Here is an 18687-nt window from a genome sequence, read left to right as displayed (position 1 = left end):
GTTACATCTGAATAGCAGTTCCGCCGGGGTGCGGAGTCGACAACGCGGGGTGCGCGCGTGGTTTACTCGTCAGGGTCTGGCGGTGCCGCGAGGCTCACGCAAGCGCCCTGGGACGGCTCGCCGACCGGCGGGCGCACAGCTTCGAGGCGTTGAGATATTGCCGGCCGGAACGCGGCAGCGGGTGAAGGGGTTTTCGATTTTCAGGGTGCTGGAGCGGGCATGGATCCCGCTCGTCATCGCGTTTGTGGTCGGTCTCGGTGGCTTCACCGTGTTCCGGATCCACGGCATCTTCGGCTCTGAGAAGCGGCCGGCGTACTCCGACAGCGCAACCGACGACAGCAAGCCGTTCAACCCGAAGCGGATCCGCTACGAGGTGTACGGGCCGCCCGGAACAACCGCCGACATCAGCTACTTCGACACCAACGCCGACCCGCAGCATGTCGACGCCGCCAAGTTGCCCTGGAGCCTGAACTTGACCACCAAGGCCGCATCTGTCGTGGGAAACATTGTGGCGCAAGGTAACAGCAACACCCTGGGCTGCCGGATCATCGTCGACGATGTCGTCAAGGCCGAGCGGGTCTCCCATGAGGTGAACGCCTTTACTTTCTGCAATCTCAAGAGCGCATGATCAACGCCGAAGGTACGACGCCACCCCGGGGCCCGCGACTGATCCGCCGGTTCGCGGTGCCGATCATCTTGGCGTGGATCGGGCTCATCGTGCTGATGGCGGTGGCCGTCCCGCCGCTGGAGAAAGTCGCCGAAGAACGCCAGGTCTCCTTGAGTCCCAAGGACGCGCCGTCGGTGCAGGCGATGGAGGTCACCGGCAAGAAGTTCAAGGAGTCCGACTCCGACAACTTCGCGATGCTGGTCCTCGAGAGCGACGCGAAGCTCGGTGACGACGCGCACCGGTACTACGACAGCATCATCAAGCAACTGCGGGCCGACCCGGCGCACATCCAGCACGTCCAGGATTTCTGGGGCGACCCGCTCACCGCTCCCGGAGCTCAAAGCCCGGACGGCAAAGCGGTTTACGTCCAAATGAACCTGGCCGGCAACCAGGGCACGACGCTGGCCGAGCAGTCGATCGAGGCCGTCCGAAAGATCGTCGACCACACCCCTCCGCCCAAGGGCGTCGTCACGTACGTGACCGGACCGTCGGCGCTGGTGTCGGACATGCACCACAGCGGCGACAGCACGCTGGTGAAGATCACCATGGTGACGATGCTGGTCATCTTGACCATGCTGCTGTTGGTCTACCGCTCCGTCTGGACGGTCGTGCTCCTGCTGTTCACCGTCTTCATCGAATTGACCGCGGCCAGAGGCATTGTCGCGTTTCTCGGCTACCACCAGCTGATCGGACTCTCGACGTTCGCGGTGAACCTGTTGGTGTCGTTGGGAATTGCCGCGGGCACCGACTACGCGATCTTCTTCTTCGGCCGTTATCAAGAAGCCCGTCAGCACGGCGAGACCCGTGAGGAAGCGTTCTATACGACGTATCACGGGGTGGCCCACGTGGTGCTCGCGTCGGGTCTGACCATCGCCGGTGCGACGTTCTGCCTGAGCTTCTGCCGGATGCCGTACTTCCAAACCATCGGTGTCCCATGCGCTGTGGGCATGGTGGTCGCGGTCGCCGTCGCGCTGACGCTGGTGCCGGCGGTGATCGTGGTCGGCGGTCGATTCGGTCTGTTCGACCCCAAGCGGCGAATCTCGACACGTGGTTGGCGCCGGGTCGGCACGGCGATCGTGCGCTGGCCGGTGCCGATCCTGTCGGCGGCGATCGGGATCGCGCTGATCGGTCTGCTGACCCTGCCGGGATACCAGACCAGCTACAACGACCGGCTGTACATCCCGCACAACATCGCCGCCAACCAAGGCTACGACGCCGCGGAACGGCACTTCTCGCAGGCCCGGTTGATGCCCGAGGTGATGATGGTCGAGGCCGACCACGACCTGCGCGATCCGGCCGACTTCCTGGTGCTCGATCGCCTCGCCAAGCGCATCTTCGCGGTCCCCGGAGTGTCTCGCGTGCAATCGATTACGCGCCCCGAGGGCACGGCGATGGAGCACACGTCGATCCCGTTCCAGCTCAGCATGCAGAACGCCGGTCAGACGCAGACGATGAAGTTCCAGAAGGCCCGCATGGACGACATGCTCAAGCAGGCCGACGATCTCGAAGACACCATGAATCGGATGAGGCACATGTACGGCCTCATGCAGAAGCTCACCGGCATCACGCACAAGATGATCGGCGAGACACGCGAAATGCAGGCTGTCACCGAAGAATTGCGTGACGACGTCGCGAACTTCGAGGACACCTGGCGGCCGATCCGTAGCTACTTCTACTGGGAGAAGCACTGCTACGACATCCCGATCTGCTATTCGCTGCGGTCGATCTTCGACGCCGTCGACGGCATCGATGAAATCGACGACAAGTTCCAGATCCTGACCAGCGACTTCAGTCAGCTCGATGCGTTGATGCCGCAGCTGCTCACCGACTTCCCGCCGATGATCGAGACGATGGACAGCATGCGGACCATGATGCTGACGATGCACAGCACCATGTCCGGCATCTTCAACCAGATGGACGACATGAGCTCGAACGCGAACGCGATGGGTCACGCGTTCGACCAGGCGAAGAACGACGACTCGTTCTATCTGCCCCCAGAAGTGTTCCAGAACAAGGACTTCAAGCGCGCGCTGAACAACTTCTTCTCACCGGACGGCAAGGCGGTGCGGCTGATCATCTCGCACCGGGGCGACCCCGCGTCGCCCGAGGGGATCGCGCGAATCTCCTCGATCAAGGAGGCCGCCGAAGAGGCGCTCAAGGGCACGCCGCTGGAGAACGCGAAGATCTACCTCGCCGGCACCGCCGCGACGTTCAAGGACTGGAAAGACGGCTCCAAGTACGACTTGATGATCGCCGGAATCGGTTCGCTCTGCCTGATTTTCATCATCATGCTGATCATCACCCGGAGCCTGGTTGCCTCGATGGTGATCGTGGGCACGGTCGCGCTGTCGCTCGGCGCCTCGTTCGGCATGTCGGTGCTCGTCTGGCAGTACCTGCTCGGCATCAAACTGCACTGGATGGTGCTGGCGATGTCAGTGATTGTGCTGCTCGCCGTCGGGTCCGACTACAACCTGTTGCTGATATCCCGTCTGAAGGAAGAGATTCCGGCCGGCCTGAAGACCGGCATCATCCGGGCGATGGGCAGCACCGGCAAGGTAGTGACGAACGCCGGTCTGGTGTTCGCGTTCACGATGGCCTCGATGATCGTCAGCGACCTGCGCATCATCGGCCAGGTGGGTACCACCATCGGTCTCGGCCTGTTGTTCGACACGTTGGTGGTGCGCTCGTTCATGACGCCGTCGATCGCCGCGATCCTGGGTCGCTGGTTCTGGTGGCCGATCAAGGTGCGGCCGCGGCCGGCCAGCACGATGCTGCGGCCCAGCGGACCGCGCACCGCCGTGCGGTCGCTGCTCGGCACCAGCTTCAGCGAACCCAGCGACGACGCGCACACCGCTCCGCTGCCCAAATCGCCTGCATGACAACTATTTTCATCACTGGTGGGCACGCCGGCATCGGCCTGGAATGCTCCCGGCAGCTCGCCGCCCGTGGGTTCGACGTCGTTCTCGCGGGTCGCAGTCCGGCAACCATGCAGTCGGTGGCCGACGAGTTGCGGGCGGCGCACCGCGTCGAGGTGGCCGTCATCGAGCTCGACCTCTCGTCGTTGCGGTCGGTGCGCGAAGCGGCGGCCGACTACTCGGCACTGATCGAGCGTGGCGAGGCCGCGGCGCCGCAGGCATTGATCTGCAACGCGGGTGGTCGTTTCGACGGGCCGGTCAGCTACAGCCCGGAGGGATACGAGCTGACGTTCGCGACGAACTGCCTTGGCCACTTCCTGCTCGTCGATCGGCTTCTCCCGCTGGTGCCCGCCGACGGTCGTATTGTGTTCACCGCCAGCGGTACTCACGATCCCGACACCATGGACGGCAGGCTTGTCGGAAAGGCCGCCGAGCCGAACGCCGCGGCGTTGGCCAACGACGGCAAGGACGGCGCGAAGCCGCTGTCGGTGGGCAAGCGCTACTCGACGTCGAAACTCTGCACCATCATGTATGCCTACGAACTGGCGCGGCGACTCGAGCGCGCGGGCAGTTCCATCGCGTCGATCGCGTACGACCCCGGCTCCGTCCCCGAGACCGGTCTGTCGCGCGGATTGCCCAAAGTCGTTCAGGCCGTTGCAAAGTCGTCGTTCACGGACTGGGCGTCCAAGCGGATCGGCATCACCACGTCGACGCTCGCGTTCTCCGGCGCATCGCTCGCCGACGTGGCCGTCGACCCGCGCTACGCCGCCGGCTCGGGCAAGTACTTCCAGGCGCAGGAGGGTGCGCTGTCAGAGGTACGGTCGTCGATCGTCTCCTACGACGAGCAACGCGCACTCGCCCTGTGGGAGGACTCGAGGCGGCTCGTCGGCCTCGGCTGACGAGACCGCAAGCCGCGCAAGGCAACTAGACCTTCTGCACGACCCCGGCTTCGGTCTCGTCTTCGGGTTCGCGGTGGATCAGGTCACGCACCGCCGGACGCGATCCGTACGGCTGCAGCATCGTGCTGGCCGGGCGTGGGCGCACGTGCTGCGGCCACCAGAACCAGCGGCCGAGCAGGGTCGCCAGCGACGGTGTCATGAACGACCGCACGATCAGCGTGTCGAACAACAGGCCGAGCGCGATCGTCGTACCGACCTGAGCCATCACCTTGAGTGGGCTGAACGCGAACGTCGCCATCGTGGCGGCGAAGACCAGACCGGCGTTCGTCACCACGGAGCCCGAACCGGCCATCGCTCGAATCGTGCCCGTCTTGAGCCCGGCGTGGATCTCTTCTTTGAACCGGGATATCAGCAGCAGGTTGTAGTCCGAGCCGACCGCCAGCAGCAGGATGATCGCCATCGCCAACACCATCCAGTGCAGCTTCAGGCCGAGGATGTACTGCCAGAGCAGCACGGACAGCCCGAACGACGCACCGAGCGACAGCAGCACCGTCCCAACGATGACGACGGCCGCGACCACGCTTCGGGTGATCACCAGCATGATAACGAAAATCAAAGTGGCGGCGGCGATTCCGGCGATCAGCAGGTCGATGTTGGAGCCGTCGTGCATGTCCTTGTACGTCGCAGCCGTCCCACCGAGGTAGACCTTGGCGCCCTCCCATGGGGTGCCTTTGATCGCCTCGTGCACGGCCTGCTTGATCGGCGCGATGTGGCTGACACCCTCCGGGGTCGCGGGGTCGCCTTCGTGCGAGATGATCAACCGGACGGCGTGTCCGTTGGGTGAGATGAACTGCTTGAGGCCACGCGTGAAGTCCGGGCTCTTGAACGCTTCCGGCGGCAGGTAGAACGTGTCGTCGTTCTTCGACTTGTCGAATGCATCACCTTGGGCGGTTGCGTTGTCGGACTGCGCCTTTGCCTGCTCGTTCAGGCCGTTCGTCGTCGCGTAGTTCGACATGATCGTGTCCAGGTTGTGCTGCTGGCTCTCGATCTGCGGCGGAATCAGCGCCACCAGCTTCGGCTGAATCTGGTCGAGCTTGTCCAGGTTCGCGCTGAGGTTCTCGATGTTCTCGGTCACCTGGTCGAGGCCGTCCAGCGCGTTGAAGATCGACCGCAGCGACCAGCAGGCCGGAATGTCGTAGCAGTGCTTCTCCCAGTAGAAGAAGCTGCGGATCGGCCGGAAGAAGTCATCGAACACAGCGATGTCGTCGCGCAACTTCTGGGTGATCCCCACGGTCTCTTTGGTGAGCTTGGTGGTTTCGTGCGTGGTGTTGCTCAGATCCTGGGTCACCTGCATCTGCTCGTGCAGCGTCGCCATCGTCTTCTTCAGCTCGTCGGCCTGCTTCAGCAGGTTCTTCGCCTGCTCCTCCTGGTAGTGCTGGGTCTGGATGCGGCCCGCGGCTTGGGCGCCCATCTGGAAACCCAGGGTGCTGTGGTCCAGGGGCGTGCCCAGCGGCCGGGTGATGGTCTGGACGCGACCGATGCCGGGGATGTGGAAGACCGCCTTGGCGACCTTGTCCAGCACGATGAAGTCGGCCGGGTTACGCAGGTCGTGATCGGTCTCGATCATCAACAACTCGGGATTCAGCCGGGCCTGGTCGAAGTGCCGGTCGGCCGCGGCGTAGCCGACGTTGGCCGGAGTGTCCGGCGGCAGGAAGTGCCGGCTGTCGTAGTCCGTCTCGTAGCCGGGCAGGGCGAGCAGGCCGACCAGCGCGATCGCGATCGTCACCGCGAGAACCGGTGCGGGCCATCGGACAATGGCCGTGCCGATCCGCCGCCAGCCCTGGGTCTGCAGCTTGCGCTTCGGGTCCAACAGCTTGAAGAAGCTGGCGACCGTCAACACCGCCGGGCCCAACGTCAGCGCCGCGAGGACCGCGACCAACATGCCGACCGCGCAGGGCACACCCAGTGACTGGAAATACGGCAGGCGGCAGAAACTCAGGCAGTACATCGCGCCGGCGATGGTCAGGCCCGAGCCCAACACGACGTGTGCCGTGCTGTGGAACATGGTGTAGAACGCTTCTTCTCGCGTCTCGCCCAGACCGCGGGCCTCGTGATAACGGCCGACGATGAAGATCGCGTAGTCGGTTCCGGCGGCAATCGCCAACAGCACCAGCATGTTGTTCGCGAAGGTCGACAGCCCCATGATGTCGTAGTAGCCCATCGTCGCGACGACACCGCGGGCCGCGGCCAGCTCGACGAACACCATCGCCAGCATGATGAGAACGGTGCTGACCGATCGGTACACGAACAGCAGCATCACCAGGATCACCAGGATCGTGACCATGGTGACCTTCGCGACGCCCTTCTCACCCGCGTGCGACTGGTCGGCGATCAGCGGACCGGCGCCGGTGACGTAGGCCTTGATGCCCGGCGGCGCGGGCACCGAGTCCACGATCTTGCGGACGGCCTCGCTGGAGTCGGAGCCCAGACCACTGCCCATGTTGCCGGCGAGATACACCTGGACGTAGGCGGCCTTCTGGTCGTGGCTCTGCGAGCCCGCCGCGGTCAGCGGGTCGCTCCAGAAGTCCTGGATGTGCTGAACGTGCTTGGTGTCCTTCTCCAGGCGCCGGACGATCTCGTCGTAGTACTTGTGCGCATCCGCACCCAGCGGCTTGTCGCCCTCCAGCAGGACCATCGCCGAGTTGTCTGTGCTGAACTCGTCGAACGTTTTTCCGACGCGCATCTGCGACTGGAACGACACCGCGTCGCGGGGACTCTGCGACACCGAGTGGTTCTTCGAGACGACCTCGAGCTGCGGCGCGATCGTGTTGGTGACGAACACGATGGCCAGCCACACCAGCACGATCGGCACCGCAAGCCGATGGATCCATTTCGGCAGGAACGGCGGGATCAGCGGCTGGTCGACGCGCGCAGCCGTCTCGTTGGTTTCGCTCATGCGGACTTGTCCAGGCAGTAGACGAAGGCGTTGTTGGTTTCGGCGGCGTCCGAGCGATTCGGCGTCTTGATGACGTCACCGCTCCCGTCGTGCTTGTTCACCACGAACTGGCAGGCAATCCAGCTGCCGTCGCCTTGCGCGACCAGGTTGGCCGGGATGCCGGGTTTCGTCGAACTCAAAACTGTGCTCCAAGGCAAGGCGACGTTGAGGGCCTGCTGCGGATGGGAGTCCGCGTCGAGATAGTTGATCGTGGCCGTGCTGCCCGGCGGGCCCCAGACCTGAAGGGTGATCGTCTTGGCGTTGAACGAGTCGAGCACCTCGCCCGAAGTGCCGCCGCCGAAAGAACCCTTGTGGATGCCGAAGACGCCGTGCAGTCGGTGAACCATGAATCCTGACAGCGCGACGACGGCCGCGAGCGTGAGAATGAGCCAGTACCGAACAAGCAGGCCCGACAGACCTTTTCGCTCGCCATGGCCGGGCGAGATTTTCCTACCCCCGCCGCGGGCGGAGCCCTGGGTTTCCAAGGGCTCTGTCCTTGGCTCAGTCGTCGTCATGGGTGCTCAGATTCCTAACCATGGGCGAAGGCCACTTAATTAATTAGCCTGTGTGTAACCTTAGCTACTCTAATCTGAATAGGCGACCAGAAAGAAACTGGGCACGGCGGTTGTTGAACGACCGTAGCGCGAGCCCGGGACGGTGGCTCGGTGGGCCGAAGGGGAACAGAGACGATGAGCGCACGCAGACTCGACAAAGGTAGGATCCAGCCCATGAAGCTCACCGGTATTGCGGTCGCCACCATCGCCGCGGCGATCAGCCTGTCGGCCCCGGCCGTCGCCGACCCGGACACCGACTTCGACAACCAGCTCCAGCATTTCGGCATCTACGGACCGCACGACTACAACCCGTACATCGCCAAGATCGCCTGCCACCGGCTCGGTGTCGGCGTCGACAAGGACGCCGCCGCCTCCGCGCATTTCCTCTCCATCAACCTCCCCCGGGGCACCACCCAGGTTCAGGCCTATCAGTTCCTGGGCAGCGCGATCGCCCAGTACTGCCCCGACTTGCAGGGCAAGCTGCAGCACATTCCCGGTACCTGAGCCGCCTTACGTTTTGACGAAGCCGCGCGGCAACGTCAGCGGCAGGTCCGCGTACGTCGCGATGCCCGGTGCAGCGGCGACGACGGCGGGAATCGCGTTGATCGCAGGTACCGCGGTCATGATGTGGCCGAGGTCCATGAACTCCTCGATCGTGGTCGCCTCGAAATAGGGCGGTGGCAAGAACCCGACCTTCGTCGTGACGGTCGGCTGCCCGTCCACCTGGATGACCCAACCGTCGCCGTCGATCTTCCAATCCGGCTCCAGAGTCTGGCCTTTGCGCCACCGGACATTGAGGTCGATGACGGTCTTGCCGTCCAGGATGCCCTGCCAGCTGATGTAGACGCCCGCGACGTGTCCCGCCGGAATGGTCCAGGACGCCATCTCGAGATCGGCTGTGGTCTGGGCGAATTCGGCCTCGCAGCGGATGTCGTCGAGTTCGACGCCCAGCGAGTCGGCCACCAGCGCGACGGCCTCGCCGAAGATCGCGGTGCCCTTGGCAGCCATCGCCTGCAGGTCCGGGTGGTCGATGGGCTGGCCGAAGCCGACCGGCTTCTCGGTTTCCGGTGAGTCGTAGAACGTCGTGTCGGCGGCTTCGTTGACGGTGACCTTGTCCACCCGGTTGCACACCATCGCCGAGACGATGGCCAGCAACTCGGCGAAGCCGGGGCTGACGCCGGAGCCGAACATCGTCGAGCCGCCCTTTTCGCAGGCTTCGACCAGGCGGTCGCGTCCTTCGCCGAGATTCTTGCCGGTGACGAACGACGCGGTGGTCACGACGTTGACGCCGGCCGACAAGATGCGGACCAGCTCGTCGACGTTGATCCACATCGGGTTGTAGACCACGCAGTCCGGCTTGAGCTCGAGCAGCGCGTCGACGTCGTTGGTGGCCGCAATGCCCAGCGGCGCGATGCCGACCAGCTCGCCGGCATCCCGACCGGCCTTCTCGGGCGACCAGGCGAAGCAGCCGACCAGCTCGAGCAGCGGATTGTCCGCGATCGATTTGAGCGAGCTCTTGCCGACGTTTCCGGTGTTCCACTGGACTACGCGATAGGTGTTTGGCACTCGCTCAGCATAGGGAAGCGACGCGTGCGGGGAGCGGTGTTTTCTACAGTTCGCGAGCGGCGGCGCCGCGCAGCCCGAGATCGACCAGTGCCTCGGCCAGGTCGTCGGCGATCGGCTGGCCGGTGAGCAGCAGTCGACCGTGGATCGGTGCGATCAGCATCTCGAGCAGCAGCATCGGGTCGGCGTCAGCGCGCAGGTCGCCACGTTCGATCCCGCGCACCACGACCGGTGTCAGGGCGTTGATTCGTTGCGTCCAAAAGGCTTTGCGCGCATCGGAATACGCGTCATCCACCGCCAGCGCCGCGGACCGCAGGACGGCCGTACCGGCCGGCGACGCCACGTAGCCGAGGACCTCCCCGACGATGGCGAGTAGGTCGCCACGCGTCGAACCGGTGTCGGGCGCGGGAATGGCGTCGGCGCTGCGCTCCATCAGGGCGGCCATGAACAGGTTCTCTCGGGTCATCCAGCGCCGGTACACGGTCGTCTCGTGCACCCCGGAGCGCTTGGCGACTCCGGCGACCGTGGCCCCGTCGAAGCCGTTGGCCGCGATCTCATCGAACGCGGCGGCCAGCACCGCCTGGCGGACGTGCTCACCGCGTCGGTGCGTCACTTCGGAGGCCATGCGGCCCATGCTATCGCAAGTGGACTTGCAATAGCCGCGAACGAGGTGCATGCTATTGCAAGTCAACTTGCGATAGGAGCGATAATGGATGCCTCCGCCCCCCGGATGGACCTCACCACCGCGATCGGTTACCGAACGTTTCACGCCGACATCAGCATCAATTTCCAGTGCAATCGTGTAGTGCAGTGGATCGGACCGTCGGCCATCGCCGAGGTGGCCGGCTTGGCCGCGCACGCGGGGACCTATCCGGAGTTGATCGACGGCTTTCTCGCGCTGGCCGAGCGCGCGCGGGGCGAGGACCGAGAGATCGCCGGCGCCTATTACGACCGGGCGGCCGAGTTCTTCATGCCGGCGACCGATCCGCGTCGCCCGGCCGCGCGGCAACGGTTCCTGGGCGCGCTGCGAACCGGGTACGACGTGACGCCCGATCTGATCCCGTTCGGTTCCGGCTTCCTGCCGGCGTACGACCTGCGGCCCGACCGGCAGGCGGGCCCGACGATCGTGATGTTCGGCGGGTTCGACAGCTACGTCGAAGAGTTCTTGCCGATGATCGCCGCGATGGTCGACGCCGGGCGGCGCATCGTGGTGTTCGAGGGCCCGGGTCAGGGCAGCGCCCTCGAGGACTACGGCCTCACGCTGATCCCCGAATGGGAACGTCCGGTGGCTGCCGTTCTCGACCATTACGGCCTCGATGATGTTGCGGCGGTGGGGATTTCGCTGGGCGGCGGCCTCGCGATCCGTGCCGCCGCGTTCGAGCCGCGGATCACCCGTACGGTCGCCTTCGACATTCTCGACGACGAGTTCGAGGTGATCGCCCGGTCGATCGGCAAGGGTGTGCGGATTCCGTTGCGCGCGTTGCTAACTGGGCGAGCGCGCCGGTTGGTCAACGCGGTCGCCGCCTGGTCGGTCGCGCGGGAGCCGATCACCGAATGGGGACTGCAGCAGGGCATGCACATCACCGGCACCGAGACGCCGCATGACTTCCTGCGCTCGACTCTGGCGGTGAGCACGCGGAAGATCTCGCACCGCATTCGAGGCGACGTGCTGTTGCTTGCCGGGGCCGACGATCACTACGTCCCGCTCGCGCAACTGGGACGTCAGGCGGCCAACCTGACCAACGCACGGTCGGTCACCACGAGGGTGTTCACCGCCGCCGAACACGCGAGCAACCACTGCCAGATCGGCAACATCGGCGCGGTGGCCCGGTTCATCGCTGCGTGGTTGGACGGCTCACTCGTCGACCGCGACGTCGCGGCGCGAACGCCGGCGGCGGTGTGACACCTTGCCGGACGGCCGGCGATTGCGGAGTCCACCGGACTCCTCGGCCTCGGCTTCGGCCGTGTCGTCTGTGTCGTCGCTCGCTTCGGCGGCCTCGATGGTCGGCGCCTCCTCGGCCGTGGACTCGACGTCACCCGTCGTAGCTTCGGTTGCGGTCATCTCGGCCGCGTCATCGTCGGAAGCGTCCGCCTCGTCGTCTTCGGACGCTTCGGTCTCGTCGTCGGCTTCGTCGGTCGCGTCGTCGGCTTCTGCGTCGGCCTCGTCGTCCTGCTTGCCGCGCCGGCGGCGTTCGCGCCGTTCGCGACGCTCACTCTTGGGCTTGAGGGGCTTCGGTGGGGGCGGCGCCTGCTCTGCGACGAACGACAGATAGAACGCGGCAATGCCGAGCAAGGCGATCGCGGCCGCAGCGCCGTAGATGCCGAACAGCCACTGACCCACGCTGTCCAGGCTCAGCCAGATCTCGCTGATCGCCGTGCCGACGATCAGGACGCCCGCGGTGACGTGCGCGACCACCGACGCGGTGCGCAGATTCAGCGCCAGGGCAGGCGTGCCGAATTCCGGCTTGCGCAATTGCACCAGCGACAACACGACCGGCAGTCCGGCCAGGCCGATGAGCAGGCCCGCGGCGATGCGCGCCACCGTGCCCAGACTGTGTGAGGTGTCGCCCATCAGCTCCCACCACCGCGGCAGCACGAAGCAGAAGTAGAGGACGCCGGCGGCGAGCGAGAGTGCCGCGTGCCAGAACTTGGTGGCCCTGCGTCCCATGCCCCTCCTTGAGCCGGTAATCCGGAAGCGACCAGACCCTATCAATCAGGCCTGGTCACGTCCCGGACCAAGTGCGGAGGATGCGGGATTTGAACCCGCGAGGGCTATTAACCCAACCCGCGTTCCAGGCGAGCGCCATAGGCCACTAGGCGAATCCTCCGTCGGCAATGGTAGCGGGCGGGTGAATCGGACGGTCAAACCCAGGCCGGGGGAGAGGCGGGCCGCCACGCTCCGCACGGGTACTAGACTCTCGGTGGACCCCGCGCGGCGTCCATCCTGTGAACTCCCCCAGGGCCGGAAGGCAGCAAGGGTCAATGGGCTCTGGCGGGTGCGCGGGGTCCCCTTTATGCAGTCGAAGCGTCGGAAGGCGGATGGTGTCGTACGGCTCGTTCAGTTCCCTAGGCCGTGACGACCTCGAGGCAGTACACGCCCGCCATCAAGAGGATTACACCGAGCTGCAGGCCAAGAAGCTGGCGCTGGACCTCACCCGCGGCAAGCCCTGCAGCGAACAACTCGACCTGTCCAACGCGCTGCTGAGCCTGCCCGGCAGCGACTTCCGCGACGGCGACGGCACCGACACCCGCAACTACGGTGGTGGCCACGGCCTGCCCGAACTGCGGGCCATCTTCGGCGAACTGCTCGGCATCCCGGTGCAGAACCTGATCGCCGGCAACAACGCCAGCCTCGAGCTGATGCACGACGTGGTCGTCTTCTCGATGCTCCACGGCGGCGTCGACTCGCCGCGCCCCTGGGTGCAGGAGGACGGCATCAAGTTCCTGTGCCCGGTGCCCGGCTACGACCGGCACTTCGCGATCACCGAAACCCTCGGCATCGAGATGATCCCGGTCCCGATGCTCGAGGATGGCCCGGACGTCGACCTGATCGAGGAACTCGTCGCCGTCGACCCGGCCATCAAAGGGTTGTGGGCGGTGCCGGTGTTCGCCAACCCGACCGGGCTGAGCTACTCGTGGGAGACGGTTCGCCGCCTCGTCCAAATGCGTACGGCCGCAAACGATTTCCGGCTGTTCTGGGACAACGCCTACGCGGTCCACACTCTGACGCTGGACTTCCCGCAACCGATCGACGTGCTCGGTCTGGCCGCTGCGGCGGGCAACCCGAACCGGCCGTACGTCTTCGCGTCGACGTCGAAGATCACCTTCGCCGGCGCGGGCGTCAGCTTCTTCGGCAGCTCGCTGGGCAACATCGCCTGGTATCTGCAGTACGCGGGGAAGAAGTCGATCGGCCCGGACAAGGTCAACCAGCTTCGGCACCTGCGCTTCTTCGGCGACGCCGACGGTGTGCGGCTGCAGATGCTGCGCCACCAGCAGCTGCTGGCGCCGAAATTCGCTCTGGCACTGGAGATTCTGGACCAGCGACTGGGCGAGTCCAAGATCGCGTCGTGGAACGAGCCCGAGGGCGGCTACTTCATCAGCCTCGACGTGTTGCCCGGTACGGCCAAGCGCACGGTGGCGTTGGCCAAGGACGCGGGCATCGCGGTGACCGAGGCGGGGGCGTCGTTCCCGTACCGGAAAGACCCGGACGACAAGAACATCCGCATCGCACCGACGTTCCCGCCCGAGGCGGATCTGCGCGACGCGATCAACGGCCTGGCCACCTGCGCGTTGCTGTCGGCGACCGAGTCGCTGCTGAAGCAGGCCTAAGGTTCACTCTGCGGTCACGGCCCAACCCTCGCGGGTTCGCATCGTCGGTCGCGGTCGGTAGCCTCTGACCGTGGCTCTCTACCGCAAGTACCGTCCCGCGACCTTTGCCGAGGTGGTGGGCCAGGAACACGTCACCGAGCCGCTGTCGACCGCGCTGACCGCCGGCCGAATCAACCACGCCTATCTCTTCTCCGGACCGCGCGGCTGCGGCAAGACCTCGTCGGCGCGCATCCTGGCCCGCTCGCTGAACTGCGAGCAGGGACCGACCGCTACGCCCTGCGGGGTCTGCGACTCCTGCGTCGGCCTGGCGCCCAACGGCGCCGGCAGCATCGACGTCGTCGAACTCGACGCGGCCAGCCACGGTGGTGTCGATGACACCCGCGAACTGCGCGACCGGGCGTTCTACGCGCCGGCCCAGTCGCGGTATCGGGTGTTCATCGTCGACGAGGCGCACATGGTCACCACGGCAGGGTTCAACGCGTTGCTCAAGATCGTCGAGGAGCCGCCGGACCACCTGATCTTCGTGTTCGCCACCACTGAGCCGGAGAAGGTGCTGCCGACCATCCGCTCGCGCACCCATCACTACCCGTTCCGGCTGCTGGCGCCGCGGACCATGCGGGGGCTGGTCGAGAAGATCTGCGCCCAGGAGGACGTGGTCGTCGACGACGCGGTCTTCCCGCTGGTGATCCGCGCCGGTGGCGGTTCGCCGCGTGACACGTTGTCGGTGCTCGACCAGTTGCTGGCGGGCGCCGAAGGCAACCGGGTCAACTATCAGCGGGCGCTGGGTCTGCTGGGCGCCACCGACGTGGCCCTGATCGACGAGGCCGTCGACGCGCTGGGCGCCGCGGATGCTGCGGCGCTGTTCGGCGCGGTGGAGTCGGTGATCGACGCCGGTCACGACCCCCGCCGCTTCGCCACCGACCTGCTCGAGCGGTTCCGCGATCTGCTTGTGCTGCAAGCGGTTCCGGACGCGACGACGCGCGGCGTGGTCGACGCGCCCGAGGACGTGCTGGATCGGATGCGCGAACAGGCGGCCCGGCTGGGCCCGGCGACGCTGACCCGGTACGCCGAGGTGGTGCACGCCGGGCTGACGGAGATGCGCGGTGCGACGGCGCCGCGCCTACTGCTCGAGGTCATCTGCGCGCGGCTGCTGCTGCCGTCGGCCAGCGACACCGAGTCGGCGCTGCTACAACGCGTCGAGCGGATCGAGACGCGACTGGACATGTCGATCCCGCAGGCCGACCAGCCCGTGCAGCCGCAGCCCGCCTACGTGCGACCGTCGGCCGCGGCGAAGCAGCCGCCGCCCGCTGCCCCGGAACCCGCCGCCCCACCCGTCGCCGCCGAACCGGAGCCGGCGCCGGAGCCCGAGCCGATCCCCGTGGTCGAGGTCGCGGCCGAACCCGCGCCGGTCGCAGAGGTTCCCGTCGAAGCGGCCCCGCCCGCGGTGGGGTCGACCGAGCCCACCGCCGCCGCGGTCCGCACGCTGTGGCCGACCGTGCGCGACAAGGTCCGTCAGCGCAGCAGGACCACCGAGGTGATGCTGGCCGGCGCGACGGTCCGCGCGGTCGAGGGCAACACGTTGGTGCTCAGTCACGAATCGGCCCCGCTGGCCAAGCGGTTGAGTGAGCAGCGCAACGCCGACGTGATCGCCGAGGCGCTCAAGGACGCGCTAGGCGTCGACTGGCGTGTGCGCTGTGAGGTCGGCGGCCCCGGCGCCGCGGCGGTCCCGGAAGCACCGGCGGCCCCGCCACCTCCGCCGCCGATCGAACGGCCCCGCCGGATGGTCCCGCCGCCGCCCCCGCCGGTCGAGCACGCCGTCGACACCGAATCGGACCAGCGGGCCGAGGAGGAGAGCATGCTGGCCGAGGCCAACTCGGAGGACGAGTCGGCGCCGCGTCGTGATCCGGAGGAAGCGGCGCTCGAGTTGTTGCAAACCGAGCTGGGCGCGCGTCGCATCGACAACGTGTAGACCGTTCGTACGAAAATAAGGTGAGCTAGACCATAAGTAACCGCTGGTCTATTGAATCAGTCAAAAAGTATGTAATACTCCTGATATGACCATGATGGGTATGCGGGCTTCGGCAGCCTCGCTTGGCGCATCGGACAAGGCCGAGTCGCGTGACGGCGCGATCGTGGACACCTGCGACCTCCCGCACCCGCCCTACCGGGTGCCGTTCATCGGTGATGTCGTCGGCCTCAATCCCCGCACCCCGTTCCAGTCCTCGCTGCCGCAGACGAAGAAGTTGGGCCCGATCTCGGCGCGCAAGATGCTGGGCACCGAGATGGTCGCGGTCAGCGGCCTCGAGCTGGTCGCCGAGGTCCATGACGAGTCCCGCTTCGGCAAATACGTGGGCCACCACCTGGAGCCGCTGCGCTCGGTCATCGGTGACGCGCTGATCACCGTCGAGACCGAGAACCCGAATTGGAAGCTGGCGCACGACATCCTGAAGCCGGCGTTCAGCCGCGAGGCCATGCAGGGTTACCACGGGATCATGCTGCAGGCGATCCGCGAGATGCTCCGACACTGGGACGGCGCAGCCGAGGGCGGGCACCGGGTCGACGTCACCGCGGACACCACGCGGTTGGCCCTGGAATCCATCGGACGGGCCGGTTTCGGCTACCCGTTCGGCTCGTTCGACCGGCGTCGGCCGCACGCCTTCATCTCGGCGATGAACCGGATGCTGAAGTACGCCAGTTGGTCGACCTTTCCGTTGCTGACCCGTCTGCTCAAGCCCGCCATCCGGCGCAACGGCGAGGTGATGGGCGGCATCGTCGACGATGTGATCGCTGCCCGGTGCGACGGCATGAGCCCCGAGACTCCCGACCTGCTCGACCTGATGCTGAACTCCACCCATCCCGTGACCGGGCGTCAGCTGGACCCGGTCAACATTCGCCAGCAGGTCATCACGTTCATCGTCGCAGGGCACGAAACCACCTCGGGCGCTCTGTCTTTCGCGCTGTATTACCTGACGCAGAACCCCGACGTCCTGGCCAAGGCCAAGGCCGAGGTCGACGCGCTGTGGGGTGACTCGGACAACCCGGACCCCGCCTACGGCGATGTCGCCAAGCTTCGCTACGTGCGCGGTGTGCTCGACGAGGCGCTGCGGCTGTGGCCCACCGCGCCCGGCTATCTGCGCGTCGCGCGCAAGGACACCGTGCTGGGCGGGCGCTACCGGATCAAGGCGGGCCAGTGGGTGCTGGTTGTGCTGCCGCTCGTGCAGCGTGACCCGTCGGTCTGGCCCAACCCCGAGGAGTTCGACCCGGATCGCTTCGCGCCCGGTCGGATGCGCGGCCGCGCGCATGCCTACAAGCCGTTCGGGACCGGTCAGCGGGCGTGCATCGGCCGACAGTTCGCCATCCACGAGGCCGTGTTAACGCTCGCGCTGATTCTGCACCGCTACGACCTGGCCGCCGACAATGGCTACAAGTTGAAGATCGCGGAGTCAATCACGTTGAAGCCCAGCGGCTTTCGACTCGGGCTGCGCAGGCGCGCCGCGTCGTCGCGAGTGCGTCCGGCCGACGCGCAGTTCGGCCGACTCAGCGCCTAGGGCATCGGCGGGCACCTATACATTGGTTGGCATGGGAAACGTCAGTGCCGCCAGCACGATTCTGATCAACGCTGAGCCCGAGGCCGTGCTGACGGCCGTGAGTGACTACCGCGGAGTCCGGCCCAAGATCCTGTCGTCGCACTACCGCGACTATCAGGTGCTCGAGGGCGGTCAGGGTCAGGGGACCGTCGCCAGCTGGAAGTTGCAGGCCACCGAGTCGCGGGTGCGCGACGTCAAGGCCTCCGTCGACGTCGCCGGCCACGCCGTCATCGAAAAGGACGCCAACTCGACCCTGGTCACCAACTGGACGGTCGCCCCGGCCGGGCCGGGATCCAGCGTCACCGTCACCACCACATGGAAGGGCGCCGGGGGAGTGAAGGGCTTCTTCGAGAAGACGTTCGCGCCGCTCGGCCTGAAGAAGATTCAGGCCGAGGTGCTGGCCAACCTGAAGCGGGAAGTCGAAAGCTAGACCAGCTAGTGCGCGGCGGCCTGACTGCCCAGGAACGCTGCCACCCCGCGGGCCACCGCTTCGGCGTATTTCTGTCGGCCCTCGGGGCTTTCCATCAGCGCCGAGTCGGCCGCGTTCTTCATGTTTCCGCACTCGACCAGGACCGACGGGTACTGCGCCAGGTTCAGCCCGGCCAGGTCCGATCGCCCGTAGAGGCCGTCGGAGCCGATGTAGCTCGCCGGCGGGATTCCCGAGGCCTGCATCTGGTCGCGCATGACCCGGGCGAGTTGCACCGCGGGCCCGGCCTGCGCCTGATTCAGCGGCGGCGCGGAGTAGTTGACGTGGAACCCGCGGCCACCGGCAGGACCGCCGTCGGCGTGGATGCTGACGATCGCGTTCGGGTGCAGGGCATTGGCCATCGCGGCGCGCTGGTCGACGCAGGGGCCGACGGTGGAGTCGTCGCCGCGTGACATCGCGGTGCGTGCGCCCATGGCGTTGAGCGCGGCGCGCAGCCGCAGCGTGGTGTCCCAGGTGAAGGTGTGCTCGGGATAGCCGTCGTTGGTAGTGGTGCCGCTGGCCTGGCAATCCTTGGTACCGCCGCGGCCGGTGGGCACCTGCCGGCTGATCGAGCCGTCATTGGCGCCGTTGTGGCCGGGATCGAGGAAGACGATCATCCCGGCGATGCTCCCGGGGGCCGCGATTGCGGGTGGCGGTGTGACGACAGCGGCGACGGCCAGTGCCGCGGTGGCCCCGACACGCAGGCTATGAG

15 protein-coding genes, 1 tRNA gene and 1 other RNA gene are annotated in these 18687 nt (G+C 66.4%); 10 read left to right on the top strand and 7 right to left on the bottom strand.

Translation table 11 applies throughout. From position 1 onward, the window contains the following. Window positions 1–205: 205 nt before the first annotated feature. Genes PT015_RS16460 through PT015_RS16450 form a run of 3 tightly spaced genes read left to right on the top strand, consistent with a single transcriptional unit; the run spans window position 206 to window position 4481 of the window. A complete protein-coding gene (locus tag PT015_RS16460; protein ID WP_285185843.1) occupies window positions 206–628 on the top strand; it encodes an MmpS family protein in 423 nt (140 codons plus the stop codon). After that, window positions 625–3546 carry an MMPL/RND family transporter gene (locus tag PT015_RS16455; RefSeq protein WP_285185840.1) on the top strand — a complete coding sequence of 974 codons (2922 nt, stop codon included), beginning with the start codon at window positions 625–627 and terminating at the stop codon, window positions 3544–3546. Before PT015_RS16460 ends, PT015_RS16455 begins: the two co-directional genes overlap by 4 nt. Continuing rightward, the gene (locus PT015_RS16450; RefSeq protein WP_285185839.1) at window positions 3543–4481 is read left to right on the top strand and encodes an SDR family NAD(P)-dependent oxidoreductase; all 939 of its coding nucleotides are present in this window, start codon (window positions 3543–3545) and stop codon (window positions 4479–4481) included. The genes PT015_RS16455 and PT015_RS16450 overlap by 4 nt, the downstream gene beginning before the upstream one ends. 25 nt (window positions 4482–4506) lie before the next feature. Here PT015_RS16450 and PT015_RS16445 read toward each other — a convergent pair whose 3' ends face one another. Next, on the bottom strand, window positions 4507–7437 hold the full coding sequence (locus PT015_RS16445) for an MMPL/RND family transporter (protein WP_285185838.1): 2931 nt from the start codon (window positions 7435–7437) through the stop codon (window positions 4507–4509). Further along, window positions 7434–7991, bottom strand: coding sequence for an MmpS family transport accessory protein (locus PT015_RS16440; RefSeq protein ID WP_285185836.1), 558 nt, complete (start codon window positions 7989–7991; stop codon window positions 7434–7436). Before PT015_RS16440 ends, PT015_RS16445 begins: the two co-directional genes overlap by 4 nt. 213 nt (window positions 7992–8204) lie before the next feature. On the opposite strand from PT015_RS16440, the gene PT015_RS16435 reads away from it, so the two are divergent. Further along, window positions 8205–8534 carry a DUF732 domain-containing protein gene (locus PT015_RS16435; RefSeq protein ID WP_285185835.1) on the top strand — a complete coding sequence of 110 codons (330 nt, stop codon included), beginning with the start codon at window positions 8205–8207 and terminating at the stop codon, window positions 8532–8534. A gap of 6 nt (window positions 8535–8540) precedes the next feature. Here the strand turns inward: PT015_RS16435 and PT015_RS16430 are convergent, their stop codons facing one another. Together PT015_RS16430 and PT015_RS16425 are read right to left on the bottom strand one after the other, a co-directional pair. After that, window positions 8541–9596 carry an NAD(P)H-dependent amine dehydrogenase family protein gene (locus PT015_RS16430; protein WP_285185834.1) on the bottom strand — a complete coding sequence of 352 codons (1056 nt, stop codon included), beginning with the start codon at window positions 9594–9596 and terminating at the stop codon, window positions 8541–8543. 43 nt (window positions 9597–9639) lie between these two features. Then, entirely contained in the window at window positions 9640–10218 is a 579-nt protein-coding gene (locus PT015_RS16425; protein WP_285185832.1) for a TetR/AcrR family transcriptional regulator, read from the bottom strand. An 84-nt stretch (window positions 10219–10302) separates the two neighbouring features. On the opposite strand from PT015_RS16425, the gene PT015_RS16420 reads away from it, so the two are divergent. Further along, a complete protein-coding gene (locus tag PT015_RS16420; RefSeq protein WP_285185831.1) occupies window positions 10303–11496 on the top strand; it encodes an alpha/beta fold hydrolase in 1194 nt (397 codons plus the stop codon). Here PT015_RS16420 and PT015_RS16415 read toward each other — a convergent pair. Both PT015_RS16415 and PT015_RS16410 read right to left on the bottom strand, forming a co-directional pair. After that, the gene (locus PT015_RS16415) at window positions 11449–12261 is read right to left on the bottom strand and encodes a hypothetical protein (RefSeq protein WP_285185829.1); all 813 of its coding nucleotides are present in this window, start codon (window positions 12259–12261) and stop codon (window positions 11449–11451) included. The genes PT015_RS16420 and PT015_RS16415 overlap by 48 nt on opposite strands. A 74-nt stretch (window positions 12262–12335) precedes the next feature. Beyond that, window positions 12336–12421 (bottom strand) — tRNA-Ser (locus PT015_RS16410). A 92-nt stretch (window positions 12422–12513) separates the two neighbouring features. Here PT015_RS16410 and ffs point away from each other — a divergent pair. From ffs to PT015_RS16385, 5 genes are all read left to right on the top strand, one after another. Beyond that, an RNA gene (gene ffs / locus PT015_RS16405) (signal recognition particle sRNA small type) lies at window positions 12514–12608 on the top strand. A gap of 24 nt (window positions 12609–12632) precedes the next feature. Further along, a complete protein-coding gene (locus PT015_RS16400) occupies window positions 12633–13922 on the top strand; it encodes a PLP-dependent aminotransferase family protein (protein ID WP_285185827.1) in 1290 nt (429 codons plus the stop codon). A 70-nt stretch (window positions 13923–13992) separates the two neighbouring features. Beyond that, window positions 13993–15891, top strand: coding sequence for a DNA polymerase III subunits gamma/tau (locus tag PT015_RS16395; RefSeq protein ID WP_285185826.1), 1899 nt, complete (start codon window positions 13993–13995; stop codon window positions 15889–15891). A gap of 85 nt (window positions 15892–15976) precedes the next feature. Then, window positions 15977–17470 carry a cytochrome P450 gene (locus PT015_RS16390; protein WP_285185825.1) on the top strand — a complete coding sequence of 498 codons (1494 nt, stop codon included), beginning with the start codon at window positions 15977–15979 and terminating at the stop codon, window positions 17468–17470. Between the two features lie 31 nt (window positions 17471–17501). Next, window positions 17502–17939: an SRPBCC family protein gene (locus PT015_RS16385; RefSeq protein WP_285185822.1), complete on the top strand. Its 438-nt coding sequence runs from the start codon at window positions 17502–17504 to the stop codon at window positions 17937–17939. Between the two features lie 5 nt (window positions 17940–17944). On the opposite strand, the gene PT015_RS16380 is transcribed toward PT015_RS16385, so the two are convergent. Continuing rightward, a complete protein-coding gene (locus tag PT015_RS16380; protein ID WP_390888032.1) occupies window positions 17945–18679 on the bottom strand; it encodes an Rv3717 family N-acetylmuramoyl-L-alanine amidase in 735 nt (244 codons plus the stop codon). Between the last annotated feature and the right edge of the window lie 8 nt (window positions 18680–18687).

Source organism: Candidatus Mycobacterium wuenschmannii (genome assembly GCF_030252325.1).
In the GTDB taxonomy this organism is placed as follows: Bacteria; Actinomycetota; Actinomycetes; order Mycobacteriales; family Mycobacteriaceae; genus Mycobacterium; species Mycobacterium wuenschmannii.
This window is presented reverse-complemented; position numbering and strand designations above follow the sequence as displayed.

Bases quoted from the DNA above. Each gene is read 5' to 3' on its own strand.
- PT015_RS16455 (WP_285185840.1), top strand. From the start codon at position 625: ATGATCAACGCCGAAGGTACGACGCCACCCCGGGGCCCGCGACTGATC.
- PT015_RS16450 (WP_285185839.1), top strand. From the start codon at position 3,543: ATGACAACTATTTTCATCACTGGTGGGCACGCCGGCATCGGCCTGGAA.
- PT015_RS16445 (WP_285185838.1), bottom strand. From the start codon at position 7,437: ATGAGCGAAACCAACGAGACGGCTGCGCGCGTCGACCAGCCGCTGATC.
- PT015_RS16440 (WP_285185836.1), bottom strand. From the start codon at position 7,991: ATGACGACGACTGAGCCAAGGACAGAGCCCTTGGAAACCCAGGGCTCC.
- PT015_RS16435 (WP_285185835.1), top strand. From the start codon at position 8,205: ATGAAGCTCACCGGTATTGCGGTCGCCACCATCGCCGCGGCGATCAGC.
- PT015_RS16425 (WP_285185832.1), bottom strand. From the start codon at position 10,218: ATGGCCTCCGAAGTGACGCACCGACGCGGTGAGCACGTCCGCCAGGCG.
- PT015_RS16420 (WP_285185831.1), top strand. From the start codon at position 10,303: ATGGATGCCTCCGCCCCCCGGATGGACCTCACCACCGCGATCGGTTAC.
- PT015_RS16415 (WP_285185829.1), bottom strand. From the start codon at position 12,261: ATGGGACGCAGGGCCACCAAGTTCTGGCACGCGGCACTCTCGCTCGCC.
- PT015_RS16400 (WP_285185827.1), top strand. From the start codon at position 12,633: ATGGTGTCGTACGGCTCGTTCAGTTCCCTAGGCCGTGACGACCTCGAG.
- PT015_RS16390 (WP_285185825.1), top strand. From the start codon at position 15,977: ATGACCATGATGGGTATGCGGGCTTCGGCAGCCTCGCTTGGCGCATCG.
- PT015_RS16385 (WP_285185822.1), top strand. From the start codon at position 17,502: ATGGGAAACGTCAGTGCCGCCAGCACGATTCTGATCAACGCTGAGCCC.